Source organism: Algoriphagus mannitolivorans DSM 15301 (assembly GCF_000429425.1).
GTDB classification, from domain to species: domain Bacteria; phylum Bacteroidota; class Bacteroidia; order Cytophagales; family Cyclobacteriaceae; genus Algoriphagus; species Algoriphagus mannitolivorans.
In genome coordinates, this window is record NZ_KE386902.1 from 427661 (window position 1) to 442773 (window position 15113).

14 protein-coding genes are annotated in these 15113 nt (G+C 43.9%); 10 read left to right on the plus strand and 4 right to left on the minus strand.

Translation table 11 applies throughout. The features are described from left to right. Positions 1-25 precede the first annotated feature (25 nt). The 3 genes from mdh to tilS form a co-directional block, all read right to left on the minus strand. Positions 26-961, minus strand: a complete 936-nt coding sequence (gene mdh, locus G458_RS0118955) for a malate dehydrogenase (protein WP_026953303.1) — start codon at positions 959-961, stop codon at positions 26-28. Positions 962-1104: 143 nt separating this feature from the next. Further along, positions 1105-1620, minus strand: a complete 516-nt coding sequence (locus G458_RS0118960) for a Crp/Fnr family transcriptional regulator (protein WP_026953304.1) — start codon at positions 1618-1620, stop codon at positions 1105-1107. A gap of 3 nt (positions 1621-1623) precedes the next feature. Further along, complete coding sequence (gene tilS, locus G458_RS0118965) at positions 1624-2943, minus strand: tRNA lysidine(34) synthetase TilS (RefSeq protein WP_026953305.1); 1320 nt, start codon at positions 2941-2943, stop codon at positions 1624-1626. Between the two features lie 134 nt (positions 2944-3077). On the opposite strand from tilS, the gene G458_RS21185 reads away from it, so the two are divergent. From G458_RS21185 to G458_RS0119015, 10 genes are all read left to right on the plus strand, one after another. Further along, positions 3078-4724, plus strand: a complete 1647-nt coding sequence (locus G458_RS21185) for an OstA-like protein (protein WP_035468482.1) — start codon at positions 3078-3080, stop codon at positions 4722-4724. A gap of 182 nt (positions 4725-4906) precedes the next feature. Beyond that, positions 4907-5593 (plus strand): T9SS type A sorting domain-containing protein, encoded by a 687-nt coding sequence (locus G458_RS0118975; RefSeq protein WP_157359864.1) that lies wholly within the window; start codon positions 4907-4909, stop codon positions 5591-5593. Positions 5594-5660: 67 nt separating this feature from the next. Then, the gene (locus G458_RS21190; protein WP_051287449.1) at positions 5661-6560 is read left to right on the plus strand and encodes an outer membrane protein assembly factor BamD; all 900 of its coding nucleotides are present in this window, start codon (positions 5661-5663) and stop codon (positions 6558-6560) included. A gap of 29 nt (positions 6561-6589) precedes the next feature. Further along, positions 6590-6904, plus strand: coding sequence for a DNA-directed RNA polymerase subunit omega (locus G458_RS0118985; RefSeq protein WP_026953307.1), 315 nt, complete (start codon positions 6590-6592; stop codon positions 6902-6904). A 5-nt stretch (positions 6905-6909) separates the two neighbouring features. After that, on the plus strand, positions 6910-8118 hold the full coding sequence (gene coaBC, locus G458_RS0118990) for a bifunctional phosphopantothenoylcysteine decarboxylase/phosphopantothenate--cysteine ligase CoaBC (protein ID WP_026953308.1): 1209 nt from the start codon (positions 6910-6912) through the stop codon (positions 8116-8118). A gap of 28 nt (positions 8119-8146) precedes the next feature. Then, positions 8147-9055: a type IX secretion system protein PorD gene (gene porD, locus G458_RS0118995; protein ID WP_035468484.1), complete on the plus strand. Its 909-nt coding sequence runs from the start codon at positions 8147-8149 to the stop codon at positions 9053-9055. A 31-nt stretch (positions 9056-9086) separates the two neighbouring features. Beyond that, positions 9087-10739 (plus strand): DNA repair protein RecN, encoded by a 1653-nt coding sequence (recN, locus tag G458_RS0119000; RefSeq protein ID WP_026953310.1) that lies wholly within the window; start codon positions 9087-9089, stop codon positions 10737-10739. Between the two features lie 61 nt (positions 10740-10800). Next, complete coding sequence (locus G458_RS0119005) at positions 10801-11616, plus strand: enoyl-ACP reductase FabI (RefSeq protein WP_026953311.1); 816 nt, start codon at positions 10801-10803, stop codon at positions 11614-11616. Between the two features lie 128 nt (positions 11617-11744). After that, a complete protein-coding gene (locus G458_RS0119010) occupies positions 11745-13334 on the plus strand; it encodes an amidohydrolase family protein (RefSeq protein ID WP_051287461.1) in 1590 nt (529 codons plus the stop codon). Positions 13335-13426: 92 nt separating this feature from the next. After that, positions 13427-14224 (plus strand): alpha/beta fold hydrolase, encoded by a 798-nt coding sequence (locus G458_RS0119015; RefSeq protein WP_026953313.1) that lies wholly within the window; start codon positions 13427-13429, stop codon positions 14222-14224. 22 nt (positions 14225-14246) lie between these two features. Here the strand turns inward: G458_RS0119015 and G458_RS21195 are convergent, their stop codons facing one another. Further along, positions 14247-15107: a glycoside hydrolase family 16 protein gene (locus G458_RS21195; protein WP_084438902.1), complete on the minus strand. Its 861-nt coding sequence runs from the start codon at positions 15105-15107 to the stop codon at positions 14247-14249. Between the last annotated feature and the right edge of the window lie 6 nt (positions 15108-15113).

The window sequence follows — 15113 nt, forward strand, 5'->3', positions numbered from 1 at the left end:
GTCAAATTTTTGGATAAGTGGAAGCTTATTTGCCCAACTTGTCCAATACGTCCATTACTTCCTTCACGTGACCGCGGGAAGTTTCCAATAATGCTTTTTCTTCAGCATTCAGGTCAAGTTCAATAACTTTCTCGATACCGTTTTTGCCCAAGATTACAGGTACGCCCAAGTAGCAATCATCGATTCCGTATTCTCCGTCTAGTTTGATACAAACAGGGAATACTCTTCTTTGATTCTTCAGGATAGCTTCTACCATTTGAGCAGCAGCTGATCCAGGTGCATACCATGCTGAAGTACCCATAAGTTTTACCAATTCACCACCGCCAAACTTGGTTCTTTCGATGATAGCGTCAAGCTTATCTTTTGCTACCAATTCAGTAACAGGAATACCAGCTACTGTAGTATAACGAGGAAGTGGCACCATAGTATCTCCGTGACCACCCATTAGGATCGCCTGGATTTCTTTTCCGGATACATTCAACTCTTCAGCCAAAAATGCTCTGTAACGTGCAGTGTCCAGGATACCAGCCATACCCATTACTTTGGTTCTTGGAAGACCAGAAGTCAAATGAGCTTGGTAAGTCATCACGTCCAATGGGTTGGAAACCACAATGATGATGGCGTTTGGAGAATATTTGATCACATTTTCAGTCACAGACTTCACGATACCGGCGTTGGTCTCGATCAAGTCGTCACGGGTCATGCCAGGCTTTCTTGGAAGACCTGAAGTGATTACCACTACATCGGAGTTGGCAGTTTTGCTGTAATCATTGGTGCTTCCGACCGTGCGGCTATCGTATTGGTTGATTGGGGCTTTTTGCCAGATATCCAAAGCTTTACCTTCAGCGATACCTTCTTTGATATCGACCAAAACAATTTCTTCGGCTACTTCGCGATAAGCTAAAACGTCGGCACAGGTGGCTCCTACGTTACCTGCACCTACTACGGTTACTTTGCTCATGATATTTATGGTTTTTGATGTTTGAATGCCTTAAAAAGCGGCGCTAAGATAGTAAGCAAGCACTAGGAATTGAAGCCAGAATCAGAATACTTTGGCCGGGACAGGGGATTTTTGACAAATGAAAAGGGTAGAAGATGAGGAGATTACTCAAACATCTGCCGAAGGCTGAAAAAGCCAAAGGATTCCCGATACGATCTGAAGAGCCTTTGATTGTTGGCATTGTAATATTCAGCCAGAGAAGTCATCATTTTTGCCTTGATTTTAGGATTGCTGTCGAAGATTTCCTGAATGGCAAAATGAGGGATGACGATCAACTCCGCTTCCTCTGACACGACCAGCGCCGTGTAAGTTCTTTTGGTGTTTTCCAGCAGGGAGTTCTCTCCAAAGGCCTCACCTTTGGATAGCTCCATGATAGTTTCAAAGTTATCCTTGATGTCGATGGTCAGATTGATTACCCCTTTTTTGATCAGGTAAAGCGCCTGACTGGGGTCTTTGCTGAAAAATACCACCTCATCCCGGACATATTTCCGGTGATGCATGGCGGGAAGAAACCTAGCCATTTCTTTTTGTCGGAGTCTTTCGAAGAATTTGATTTCTTGAAGAAAATCAAACATCCGAAGATCCTCGGGTTCGTAGGTCTTGGAAAATGGATTCCGCATGATCTAGGTTTTTTTAAAATAGATTACCCTTTGCGTAGCAGCTGTTCTTTTGGCCCAATCTGCGATTCTAAACCCAATAATCCAAGCAATTTCAGAGCCTGAAACGAGGACTTTTACGCTTTGCTTCTGAAAAAGCGGGATTTTGGCATCAATCAAAAAGTCGGACACTTTTTTACTGCTGTTCATTCCCAAAGGATTGAATTTGTCTCCTTCCTCCCAAGTGCGGATTTCCAAAGGGAATTGCAGCAAATCTGCATCCATTTGGGCATTCTCGGGATTTTTGTCCAATGAAACTTCCTTTTCTGAGGTCAGGATTCGGTATTCTCCTTCAGGCAAAATGAGTAGCTGATCTTGGCGATCTATTTTCAGGGGTTCAAATTCAGGCTTAAGCTCTGAGAGAAAGATTCCTTCCCGGTCCAGGTTGGCCTGATAACTTGGGCTGATGAATATTTTTCCCACCGCTGATTCCTGACTGGATTCCTGAATTTGTTGAGCTTGTTCGGAATTAAAGCCATATCCTCTCAGCCAAAAGTAAAGCAAACTGGCAGAGCCGGGTTGATTTAGAAAGGAGGAATATGGAAGAAATTGGTACTCCTGCTCCAGCTGGAGGTGCTGGGATTTCCAGTTTTCGAAAAGAGCTTGAAAAGCTTTCCCCGTATCCTTAAGCCTAGAAAAACTGGACAACAGATTTTTTCTGGAATCAGGTTCTACTCCAAGCAGGCTTGGGAGAACCAAATGCCGGAGTTTGTTCCGTTTGTAATCCGTCTTTTGATTGGAACTGTCTTCCCGCCAGGAGAGTGAATTTTCTTTGATATAGGATTCGATATTTGCTCTGCTAAAGGATAATAGAGGCCGAATTAGCCATCCCTTTTTGTCAGCCATTCCATAGAGGCCTTCGATTCCGGTTCCTCGGAGCAGGTTGAGTAAAATAGTTTCAATTTGGTCGTCCTCATGGTGAGCTAGTAGGATTCCCTGAAGATCTCTTTGGGCTCTGATTTTCTCAAAAAAGGTATAGCGAATGTCGCGGGCCGCCATTTGAATGGAAATCCCTTTTTCCTCCGCCAAATCTTTGGCATTGGCCAAATTACAATGAAGGATCAATCCATGGTCCTTGGTCCAATCTTCCGCAAAAGCCTGATCTCCTTCACTTTCTTTCCCTCTCAAGCCAAAATTGACATGAGCTACTTCAAAGGGGATAGAAGCTTTAAGGAGTAAATCCCCCAGGCAAACACTATCCATCCCTCCGCTAAAAGCCAAAAGGTATTTACTCTTTCCAGAGCAATCCAAAAGGGAGGAGCAGTGCGTTAAAAATTGTGTAAGCATGGATCAAAAATACTTTTTTCTCCGTATCCCAAGCATTGAATTTGCAGAGACAGAGAAGTCTGTGTACTTAAATCCAATTTCAAGGCCTCACTTTCCCGTCCTTTCTTCTAATTTTGAGCCCGAATCAAAAGCCTATGATTTTCCGGAAAACCCTAAAACTCTTCTTTTTTGGACTTCTTGTCCTGAGTTTCTCAGGCAAAGTATTGGGGCAGGGAGGTTCAACGCTTGAAATCAATCAGGCGGATCTTTTGCTGGGAGCGAATGGATTCGAACGACTTTTGGGGAATGTGAAGATGAAACACCAAAACTCTTTGATTTCCTGTGATTCTGCGCACTTTTTCAGAGGGGAAAATAAAGCAAAGCTTTTTGGGAATGTAAGGATCACTGATATCAAAGATCCGGTAGTCACCACTGGCAGATATGCGGAGTATGATGGGAATACCAAAATTGCCAAACTCCGGAACAAGGTGGTGTTTACCAACCAAAAGACCACACTGACGACCGATTACTTGGACTATAACCGGGAACTGAACGTGGCGACCTATTTCAACAAAGGAAAGGTGGTCGATTCAGTCAATGTCTTGACTAGCGTGGAAGGGGTGTATGAGTTGAATCGGGAGAAAGTGACTTTCGCAAAAAATGTCGTCTTGGTCAATCCCGATTACACCTTAAAGACTGAAAATCTGGAGTATTACACGATTCCCAAAACGGCAGAAACAGTAGGGCTTACCAATATCGTGTCAAAGGAAGGATATACTTTGGATGCCCAGAAGGGGAGTTTCTATGACACTCAAAAGAAGCATTTCCGGTTTTTTGACGGGATAGTGGAAAATGAAACTAGCCGTGTGAAGGCGATGGAGCTCTATTATGAGGAAGACTCCGGGTATTACGAAGGGAAGACCGATGTGAGGGTGCTGAATAAAGAACGGCAAGTGGAGGTATTCGGTGATGAAGGAAAGTATTGGGAAAATAAGAAATACAGCCTCGTTTATGGAAATAGCTTGGTGAGAAGATACTTTGAGAAAGATACGCTATACATGACTGCAGACACTTTGGTTTCCAGGGATAGCGAGGCAGATTCAGCCAAATATCTGCAGGCTTTCAACAAGGTGAAGCTCTACAAAACAGATTTGGCCGGAATAGCAGATTCTTTGTTTTACAATTATTCAGACTCTTCCATCCATCTTTTTAATGATCCGGTGCTTTGGAATGACAAAAGCCAAATCAAAGCAGATAGCATGATTTTCTTTATCGCCAATGAGCAATTGGACAGAGTCTTCATGAAAGAAAAAGCTTTTGCAATCATGACAGACACCTTGACCAATTTCAATCAAATGAAAGGGAGGCAAATGACCGGCTATTTCCGGGAAGGTCAGATTCAGACTTTGCAGGTGGATGGGAATGGGGAATCCCTGTACTATGCTTTGGAGGCGGATACGCTGACTCAGGGCGTAAACAAGATTCTCAGCGCAAGTATCCGAATGACTTTCAAAGACGGATTAGTTCAAAAGGCAAATTTTGCAGTAAGGCCCGATGGCAGGTTTACACCCGTGCAGGATATTGATGACAAAACCTCCAGATTGGAGGGCTTTGCCTGGAGAATTGAGGAAAAGCCAGACAAGGCATTGATAGATTCTTGGCGGAAAGTCGAAGAAATTGATCTTGGGCTGAAAAATTATTTCAATGTGCCTGATGTTCAGTTGGAAATGCCTTCAGACAAGCAAATTCAGGATCAACTCAAAAAAACGGGTTTAGTCAAACCAAAACTGCAGAACAAATAGTTAAGGCATTTTGGGAATTCAGATTCTTTTTTGTTCTCTCAAAAGGTTAACAACAATTAACCCGGAAATTTATTGTATCCGTAACCAAAAAGATATTTTTGTGCGTATATTAAAGTGTCTGAATCAATCCATTAGCCGCTTATCGAATAAAAATTTACATGAAGTTCTTACTCAAATTTTTTATGTCAATCCTTTTGGCACTGCCCTTGACTTCTCTGGCGCAGGAGGTTCGGGTATTGAGTGAGGCGGTGGATTTCAGAGGGGACATCGGAAGCGTTCATCGCAAAACCATCCTCTTGCAAAACGAATCCATTCAGACCAAGACTTACTTTCTCAAAAACTTGCGAGGAGGAATTGGATCCTCTCAAAAAGTGAAGATTTGTTTGGGCGATCAATGCTTCGATCCCAAAAGAGACTTGTCAAAAATTCAGCTAAAACTGGCTCCAGGTGAGATATTCACTGATTTCTATTTGGAGTTCGAAATGGGTATAACCGAGACTAGAGGCAGTTTTGACTTATTATTTGTGAATGTGGAGAATATGAGAGACAGCTTTGTCGTTGAAGCCAAATACGATGTAAAGTCTTCCTCCAAAGATGAATTCTATCACAAGAGCATCTCAATCAGTGAAATTTATCCTAATCCAAGTAGCAGAATTGCTCAGTTGGATTATGAAATCCTTGATCCGAAATCAAAGGCCAAAATCACCATCAATAGCTTTATCGGTAACCCAATTGCAGAGTACGAGCTTGATCCAAGCAGATCATCTCTGGTCATCAATGTTACTGATTTTCAGCCCGGGGTATATTTCTACACCCTATTTGTGGACAATAAAAACGTAGTAACCAAGAAACTTCAAGTGAAGAAGTGATCCTCGACAGCGTCTTGTCCAGTTCCTTGACTCCCAACAATTTTCCCGTATATTTGCGGTCTTGTAAATGATTATGCAGTACAAATCTCTCCTTTTCATCCTCTTTCTTGTCCTAGCAGCCGCTTGCGGTCCTTTCAACAAGCTGGAAAAAAGCACCAACTGGGAGGAATTATACAACGGCGCCAACCGCTATTACCAAGAAGGTGAGTACAATAAGGCCATCATTCTATACGACAAGGTTTTACCTGTTATCAAAGGATCGGAGAAGGCTGAAATGGCTGAGTATAATTATGCGAATTGTCATTTCAAGACCAGGAGATACATCGAGGCAGCAGGATATTTTAATACCTTCTATCGTACGTATAACCGAAGTCCTCTAGCAGAAGAAGCACTTTTCATGCATGCCTATTCTCTGTATCTGGATGCCCCAGATTACAACCTGGATCAGCAAAGTAGCAGAGAGGCGGTAGCGGCTATTCAGCAATTTGTAACAAGATTCCCAGGATCTGCCAGCTATGAACGTGCGATGGATATGCTTCAGGACTTGGAGCAAAGATTCGAACTCAAAGCCTATAGCGAATCTCAGATGTACTACCGTTTGAAAGACGGTCTATTCCCCGGAGATTTCTACCGAGCTTGTATCATCAACTTCCAAAATTTTGCGAAGGATTACCCTGAAAGCAAATACAATGAGGAATTGGCCTTCAAACTGGTGGAAGTAGGTTTCGGATATGCCAAAAACAGTGCTTTCGACAAAAAAGAAGAAAGACTTAACGATGCGCTGAAGTTTGCAACCAATTTCTACAGAAGATATCCGGACAGCGGATTTGCTTCAAATGTCAAGAAAATTGAGTCTCAGACCCGAAAGGAGTATGAGGAGCATATGAAGTTGAAAAAAGAATACAATGAGCGTTTGGCTGCTCAAAAGGCTGCTGCTCAAGAGGCAGATGAATCTGCAAATAAATAATTCAATCAGAATCAATTAAATCAAATAATATGGCTATCAATCCATCCATCATTACCCGTGACCTGGACAAAGTTGCTGAAAAGACAGGCAACATTTATGAGTCCATTCACATCGTAGGACAGCGCGCCAAGCAGATTTCCACAAATCTGAAGGAAGAATTGAACAATAAACTTTCTGAATTTGCCTCTACAGTAGACAATTTGGAAGAAGTCTTCGAAAACAAGGAGCAGATTGAAATCTCCAAGTTTTATGAAAGAATGCCTAAGCCTTCTACGCTTGCCATGGAAGAGTTTATGGAAGGTAAAGTTTACCACAGATTCCCTGTGCAAGAATCAGGAGAGTAATTCTCATGAATCTTAAAGGAAAGCGGATTCTCTTAGGGGTGACAGGCAGTATCGCTGCTTATAAGTCTGCCTTTTTAACCCGCCTTCTTGTCAAGTCTGGAGCAGAAGTGCAAATCATCATGAGCGCTTCTGCTCTTGATTTTATTACCCCTTTGACTCTTTCCACTTTATCCAAAAGGCCGGTTTACTCGGAATTTTCGGATAAGAAGACCGGGGAATGGACCAATCATGTGGAGCTGGGCCTTTGGGCTGATCTTTTTATTATTGCTCCCGCCAGTGCAAACACCATTGGGAAGTTTGCAAATGGGTTGTGTGACAATTTACTGTCTGCGACCTATCTCTCTGCCAGATGTCCTGTAATGATGGCTCCTGCGATGGACCTGGACATGTATCAGCATCCTTCCGTTCGGACAAATCTTGAAAAATTAACTTCTTTCGGAAATCTGATCCTGGATGCAGAATCGGGAGAATTAGCTAGTGGACTTTCCGGTCAGGGCCGGATGATGGAGCCGGAGCATATCCTTCACCATGTGGAGCGTTTTTTTTCAACATCCAAGGAATTCTCAGGTAAAAAGGTGCTGGTGACTCTTGGACCAACGCAGGAGGCTTTGGATCCTGTTCGTTTTATCAGCAATCATTCCAGTGGGAAAATGGGGCTGGCGATAGCAAAAGCTTTCCAATCCAAAGGAGCTGAAGTGCATGTAGTATCAGGTCCTGTGAGTATTCCTTTGGAAAAGGAAGGTTTTCATCTCTATCCCATCCGATCAGCTCAGGAAATGTATGAGGCTTCCTCCAAACTACATGCTCTGATGGATATTTGTGTATTCACAGCGGCAGTAGCAGATTATGCTCCTGCAACGGTGGCCCCTGAGAAAATCAAAAAGTCGGATCCTACGCTTTCTCTGGATTTGGTAAAGAATGTCGATATCGCCTTTGAATTGGGGAAAAATAAAAAACCAAATCAAATTCATGTGGGATTCGCTTTGGAAACCGAAAATGAAGAAGCGAATGCAAAGGCAAAAATGCAAAAGAAGAACTTTGACCTAGTGGTCTTGAATTCAACCAAGGAGGAGGGTGCAGGATTTCAGCATGATACCAACAAGGTGAAGATTTTTTCCAAAACAGGCCCTGTGGTTCAATCCGAGCTTTTGCCAAAATCTGCCATTGCCAAAATGATTCTCAATGAAGTAAAAAAGCTTCCTGTTTGGGTTTGATCGAGGGATTTTTGCTATGTTTAAGCCTATGAGGCGAATAGGACTTTTGCTTTTCTTTCTGCTCAACTTTGCCACTCTTCAGGCTCAGGAGCTCAACTTTTCTGTAATCATCAATAGTGATCGGTCGCGGTTTCAAAACACCGACATTTTCAACCAGATGAAAAACAACTTCCAGCAATTCCTCAATGGAAGGTCCTGGACAGACGATGAGTTTCGACCGGAAGAAAGAATCAAAGGCAACCTGCTGATCACCATCAATGATGTTCCTCAAATTGGAGTATATAATGCCACAGTTCAAATTCAGGTGGTGCGTCCGGTTTATGGAACCAATTATGAATCTCTGGTTTTTAATTTTGCCGACCGAAATTGGACTTTTGAATACCTGGAGTCCCAGCCCTTGGAATTCAATCGGGTTTCATTCTTGAACAATATCAGTTCCCTGCTGGCTTTTTATGCCAACATCGCACTGGGGATAGACTACGATACCTTTTCGAGCAGAGGAGGCAATCCCTATTTCGAAGTGGCGAATGATATCGTCAACAATGCTCAGCAATCAGGTAGACCCGGCTGGGTGCAAAACCCAAATGATCGCAGGAGCAGGTACTGGCTTATCAATGATATCTTTATTTCTCCGATTTACGCCCCCATTCGAGACGCCTATTACCTCTACCATCGCCAGGGCATGGATTTGATTCAGTCCGATCCAGAGACGGCCTACAAGAATATTCTGGAAGCGATTCGACTTGTAGGCGAGGCAAACAAGCTTCAGCCAAACGGGATTTTCACCATTTCCTTTATGGATGCAAAAAGTGAAGAGATAAGCCAGATTCTAAAAAATGCTCCCTTTGAAATCAAGGATGAAGCAGTAAAGATCCTTTTGGAAGTAGATCCAAATAATGCCAAAAAGTACAATGACCTGCTGAAAAGCTTGCCTTGATTTTTTAGCTTTGCGCTAAGTTTTTTCACCCATGCTCAAAACTCTCAGCATATCCAATTACGCCCTGATCGACCAACTGATGATGCAGCCTTCACCAGGCCTGAGCATGATCACCGGTGAGACAGGTGCGGGAAAATCTATCATGCTCGGAGCTGTTGGATTACTCTTGGGAAATAGATCAGACACCAAAGTCCTGCTTCATGAGGATAAAAAATGTGTGGTCGAAGGAGTCTTCGATATCAAAGAGTATGGCTTGCAGCATTTTTTTGAAGAAAATGAGCTGGATTATGAAGAAAGCTGCATTATCCGAAGGGAAATAAGCCCTGGAGGAAAGTCCCGATCATTCGTTAACGATACGCCGGTTTTGCTGGATGCCCTGAAAAGCCTCGGAGCCAGACTGATGGATGTTCATTCCCAACATGATACTTTGCAGCTAGGAGAAGGTGCTTACCAATTGAGTTTGGTAGATGCGTTTTCTCAGACCGAAACGTATTTGCTGACTTATCAATCTGCCTTCAAGGAATACAAGAAAGCCAAAAAGCTTTTTGAAGAGCTGAAACAAAAGGCCATTGATTTGCAAAAAGAAGCTGATTTTAACCAGTTTCAGCTGGATGAATTGAGTGCCCTTTCTTTGGTGGCCGGAGAACAAAGTGAACTGGAATCAGATCAGGAAATCCTGGAAAATGCTGAAGAGATCAAACTCAAAATCAACGAAATGCTTGGCCTGTTTCAGGACGAGCAGTTTGGCTTGATCCAAAGCGCTGGTCAAGTTCAGCAAGGAATGCTAAGCCTGGAAAGACTTGCCCATAAATTTTCAACACTTCGGGAGCGCTTTCAGTCAGTCCTCATTGAATTGAAGGATCTGGAAGACACTTTGGGGGATGAGGAAAGTAAGGTGGAGGTGGACTTCGAAAAGCTCGATCAGATTCGTGATCGGCTAAGCAAGATCTATCAGCTTCAGAAAAAACACGGTGTAAATTCCGTGGAGGAATTGATGGAAATCGAGAGTCAGCTGGCGGACAAGGTTTTTCAGTTTCAAAATTTGGATGAAAGCTTGGCTGAAGCGGAAAAGACTTATCAGGCCAGTGAATCCAAAATGCTGGAGGCAGGGAAGCTTCTTAGTGAGAAGCGACAGTCTTGCTTCAGAGATTTTGAACAGGCGATTGAAGGCCTCTTGGTAGGTCTGGGGATGGAAAATGCGAAGGTGAGGTTTGAGCGAAAAGAAATCAATCCAAGCCATAATGGTCTGGATGAGGTGGAATTGCTTTTTTCAGCCAACAAAGGAGGACAGCTCCAGCCCCTTAAAAAAGTAGCTTCCGGAGGGGAATTCTCCCGTTTGCTTTTCGCAATCAAGTACCTCATGGCCGACAAAATGGCCCTTCCAACCCTGATTTTCGATGAAATTGATACTGGGATTTCAGGAGAAGTAGCTTTGCAGATGGTCAGGATGATGAAGGAAATTGCCGAGAATCATCAGGTGATTTGCATTACTCATTTGCCTCAAGTAGCCGCCAAGGGTGAGTTGCATTATTTTGTTTTCAAGGATAATTCTTCCGAAAAAACCATCAGTAAGATCAAATTGCTCTCCTCAGAAGAACGCGTTCAGGAGCTGGCCAAGATGATTGCAGGCTCGAACCCTTCTGCCTCTGCGGTTCAAAGTGCCAAAGAGCTCCTGATGAATTGACCGGAGACTCCCGATTTTTCCCTATTTTTAACCCGGATTTTGAAATCAACCCAATAGCTATATGCCAGAAAATTTGCTTAAAGGAAAAGTGGGAATCATCACCGGAGCCTTGGATGAAAACTCCATCGCCTGGAAAACTGCCCTAAAAGTCAAAGAACAGGGAGGTAAATTCGTACTGACCAACGCTCCAATTGCCATGCGAATGGGAGCTATCAACGAACTAGCCCAAGAATGTAACACCATCGTCGTTCCAGCGGATGCCACTGTCGTGGAGGATATTGAGAAGCTTTACGCCGAAGCCAAAGAATTTTTGGGCGGAAACTTTGACTTCCTGCTTCATTCCATCGGTATGTCTCCTAATATCCGTAAGGGAAGATCTTACGGTGACTTGAATTACGACTGGGCGATGAAGTCCTACGATGTGTCAGCCATCTCTTTCCACAAGATGATGCATGTAGCAGAGAAGCAGGACGTGATGAATGAGTGGGGATCTATTTTGGGACTTTCTTACATCGCTGCTCAGCGAGTTTATCCTTTCTACACGGATATGGCAGATGCGAAAGCTTTGTTGGAAAGTATCGCCCGAGGATATGGCTACCGATTCGGAAAGCTGAAAAAAGTGAGAGTGAATACGATCTCCCAGTCTCCAACCAAGACTACTGCGGGAACTGGAATCGGAGGTTTTGATTCCTTCTTCAATTTTGCAGAAGCCCTTTCTCCGCTGGGAAATGCTTCAGCAGATGCCTGTGCGGACTACATCGTAACGATGTTCTCAGATTTGACCAGAATGGTGACTATGCAGAATCTATTTCACGATGGGGGATACTCCTTCACGGGAATTTCTGAAGACATCATGGAGAAATTCAAAGACCTGTAATCCAAACATTAGTTTGAATGAAGCCTCGGGGAACTACTCCGGGGCTTTTTCATTTTCCGTCCGTCCAAAAGCGATTTTTAGATTTCCCATTTTGGCTTATCTTATCCAATCAAAGAAACCACCTAGCTATGCTTAAGAAATTTATGTTTTCCCTAATTGCCGCGGCGATGTTTGCCGTTTCGGCAATTTCCCAAATTATGCCCGCACCAGATCGGGCCGAAGGTGACGGTCCTTACGATAGGCTGATTATTCGGGGTGTGACTATGATTGATGGGACAGGGGCACCTCCGATTGGTCCTGTCGATATTGTGGTGGAGAAAAACAGGATAGCTCAAATTCAGGTTGTAGGCTATCCAGGACTTCCGATCAATGAAGGCAGAAGACCTAAGGCGGACGAAAAGACAAAGGTTTTGGACTTAGAGGGTCACTTTTTATTGCCCGGCTTGATCGACATGCATGCGCACATTGGAGGCGCTGGCCAAGGAACTCCAGCGGAATATGTATTCAAGCTATGGATGGCTCACGGGGTGACCGCTATTCGGGATCCATCTGCTGGAAATGGTTTAGCTTGGGTTTTGGATCAAAAGAAAAAGTCCCTGGCTAATCAAATCACTGCGCCGAGAATTTTGGCATACACCTCATTTGGACAGGGAGCAGAAAAACCCATCACTACCGCCGAACAAGCAAAGGCTTGGGTCAATGAAAATAAAGCAAAAGGAGCCGATGGAATCAAATTCTTTGGAGCAAACCCAGAAGTCATGCAGGCAGCCCTTTCTGAAAACAAACGGATCGGACTTCGCTCTGCCATGCACCATCAGCAGATGGATGTAGCCCGCTGGAACGTGTTGCATTCTGCGAGAGCTGGTTTAACTTCCATGGAGCACTGGTATGGCTTGCCGGAAGCTTTGTTCCAAGACCGAACCATTCAGGACTTTAGATTGGATTACAATTACCAAAACGAGCAGCATCGATTCGGTGAGGCTGGCAAGCTTTGGAAGCAGGCAGCGCCTCCATATTCCGAGCATTGGAATAAGGTCATGAATGAGCTGTTGGAGCTTGATTTTACCTTGGATCCAACCTTTAATATTTATGAGGCTAATCGTGACTTGATGCGAGCCCGAACCCAAGAGTGGCATGAGGTGTACACTTTGCCGTCTCTTTGGAGGTTTTATGCGCCCAGCAGACAGTCTCACGGATCTTATTGGTTTGATTGGACTACGGAAGAAGAGGTACAGTGGAAAGAGAACTACCGCCTTTGGATGACCTTTATCAATGAGTACAAAAACCGTGGAGGCCGGGTAACTGCCGGATCTGACTCTGGATTTATTTATCAGCTCTATGGGTTTGCTTACATCCGGGAGCTGGAGTTGTTGAGAGAAGCTGGTTTCCACCCATTGGAAGTGATTCGAAGTGCCACCTTGTATGGCGCACAAGCCTTGGGTATGGAGAAGGAAATTGGATCCGTAGAGGTCGGAAAATTGGCTGATTTTGTCATTTTGGAGGAAAATCCACTTCAGAACCTAAAGGTATTGTATGGTACGGGAACCATTCGAATTGACGATTCCAATACTCCGGTACGGGTTGGTGGGGTGAAATACACTGTGAAAGACGGTATCGTCTATGATGCTAAAAAAATGCTGGAAGATGTGAAGACTATCGTGGATCAGCACAAAGCCAGAGAAAATGCCAAACTTACCCAGCCGGGTTTGGATTGGTAATTATTGGAATAGCGTAAGATAATGGGGATGAGTTCAAGACGGATTCATTCCCATTTTCTTTTTAACTTATGATCAAAGCTAAATGAATCATAATGCCTTTTATTGAAGCAAACGGTGTAAATCTTTTTTATGAAGAAAAAGGGGAGGGGAAGGAGACTGTGGTCTTTTCTCATGGCCTATTGTGGAGCCATGAAATGTTCATTGCCCAGATTGACGAGCTTTCCAAAACTCACCGGGTGATTGCCTATGATCATCGAGGACAAGGAAAAAGCGAAGTCAAAGGGCCCTTTGATATGGAAACGGTCTATGCCGATGCAGCCGCTTTGATTGAAAACTTGAATCTCGGAAAAGTACACTTTGCTGGGCTGTCTATGGGGGGCTTTGTGGGCATAAGACTGGCTGCAAGAAGACCTGATTTGATCAAAAGTCTGATCCTGATGGAAACTTCGGCGAACGCTGAACCTGTGGAAAATCTTCCCAAATACAAGACGCTCAATGGAATTGTCAAATGGATGGGAGTCATATTACCTGTGGCAAACAAGGTCATGCCCATCATGTTCGCCGAATCCTGGCTATCGGACCCCAAGAACTTGCCTCAGGTGAAATATTGGAGGAAGCAATTGATGGGGAATAAAAAATCCATCACAGGGCCGGTCGAAGGTGTGATTTACCGAAAAGGTGTGGAAGCAGAATTAGCCAGCATTAAATGCCCCACACTGATCTTGGTTGGGGATGAAGATGTGGCAACCAAACCTGAAAAGGCTAAGTTTATCCAAATGGGCATCGCAAATGCAGAATTGCACCGGATTGCTGGTGCTGGGCATAGTAGCTGTATCGAAAAACCCGAAGTAGTTAACAGCTTAATCCGTTCTTGGTTGGAGGGAAATTAAAAAAAGCCCCGAAGGGCTTTTTTTAATTGGTTTGAAATACTCTGACATAATCGACAATCATATGCTGAGGGTAGGTGCTGGTAGCATCCGGAGATCCCGGCCAATTTCCACCGACAGCAACATTGAAGATGAAAAAGAATGTTCTTCTAAATTCATCCAATTGTGCCGGCCTAGTGTCGATGACGTGATATTCTTTGTTGTCCACTAGCCATCGGATGGATTGCGCATCCCATACAATGGAAAATACATGAAATTCATCGGCGAAGGTTCCAGAAGATAGCTTATAGTTCCCTCCATATTCTGCCCTCGACCCGTCATGTTCCCAGTGGACAGTTCCGTGAACAGTGTTTTCTCTTCCTTTTCCACCCACCATTTCCATGATGTCGATTTCACCGCAAGCAGGCCATCCGACGGTAGAAAAGTTAGAACCTAGCATCCAAAGTGCTGGCCAAATCCCTTGGCCTTTAGGCAGGACTGCTCTGATATCTACTCTTCCGTACCGGAATTGTCTTTTATCCTTGGTGATGATCCTTGAGGAAGTATATTCTCTTCCTCCGAATGATTCTTTCTTTGCTGTAATGACCAAGTGCCCGTCTTTAAAAGAGGTGTTATCAGGTCGATAATACTGAAGTTCATTATTCCCCCATCCGTCTTGTCCAGTTCCGGTTTCATGGGACCAGAACTCCGATTTCAGAGAAGTTCCCTCAAATTCATCCTCCCAAACTAAGGTCATCCCGGGATAGGATTTAGGGGAGGTGAAACCGGTGGAAGGGATAGTAATAGAAAGATTCCCTCCTGTACTTGGCTTATTTCCATCCTCAGAGACACAAGCAGCAATTCCTATGACTGGAAAAAGTAAAATCAGATTAATCCATTGTTTCATGATTAT

Excerpts from the sequence above, each read along its gene's own strand:
- tilS (WP_026953305.1), bottom strand. The coding sequence starts at position 2,943 with ATGCTTACACAATTTTTAACGCACTGCTCCTCCCTTTTGGATTGCTCT.
- G458_RS21190 (WP_051287449.1), top strand. The coding sequence starts at position 5,661 with ATGATTATGCAGTACAAATCTCTCCTTTTCATCCTCTTTCTTGTCCTA.
- recN (WP_026953310.1), top strand. The coding sequence starts at position 9,087 with ATGCTCAAAACTCTCAGCATATCCAATTACGCCCTGATCGACCAACTG.
- G458_RS21185 (WP_035468482.1), top strand. The coding sequence starts at position 3,078 with ATGATTTTCCGGAAAACCCTAAAACTCTTCTTTTTTGGACTTCTTGTC.
- G458_RS0119005 (WP_026953311.1), top strand. The coding sequence starts at position 10,801 with ATGCCAGAAAATTTGCTTAAAGGAAAAGTGGGAATCATCACCGGAGCC.
- G458_RS21195 (WP_084438902.1), bottom strand. The coding sequence starts at position 15,107 with ATGAAACAATGGATTAATCTGATTTTACTTTTTCCAGTCATAGGAATT.
- G458_RS0118960 (WP_026953304.1), bottom strand. The coding sequence starts at position 1,620 with ATGCGGAATCCATTTTCCAAGACCTACGAACCCGAGGATCTTCGGATG.
- porD (WP_035468484.1), top strand. The coding sequence starts at position 8,147 with ATGAGGCGAATAGGACTTTTGCTTTTCTTTCTGCTCAACTTTGCCACT.
- G458_RS0118985 (WP_026953307.1), top strand. The coding sequence starts at position 6,590 with ATGGCTATCAATCCATCCATCATTACCCGTGACCTGGACAAAGTTGCT.
- mdh (WP_026953303.1), bottom strand. The coding sequence starts at position 961 with ATGAGCAAAGTAACCGTAGTAGGTGCAGGTAACGTAGGAGCCACCTGT.
- G458_RS0119010 (WP_051287461.1), top strand. The coding sequence starts at position 11,745 with ATGCTTAAGAAATTTATGTTTTCCCTAATTGCCGCGGCGATGTTTGCC.
- coaBC (WP_026953308.1), top strand. The coding sequence starts at position 6,910 with ATGAATCTTAAAGGAAAGCGGATTCTCTTAGGGGTGACAGGCAGTATC.
- G458_RS0119015 (WP_026953313.1), top strand. The coding sequence starts at position 13,427 with ATGCCTTTTATTGAAGCAAACGGTGTAAATCTTTTTTATGAAGAAAAA.
- G458_RS0118975 (WP_157359864.1), top strand. The coding sequence starts at position 4,907 with ATGTCAATCCTTTTGGCACTGCCCTTGACTTCTCTGGCGCAGGAGGTT.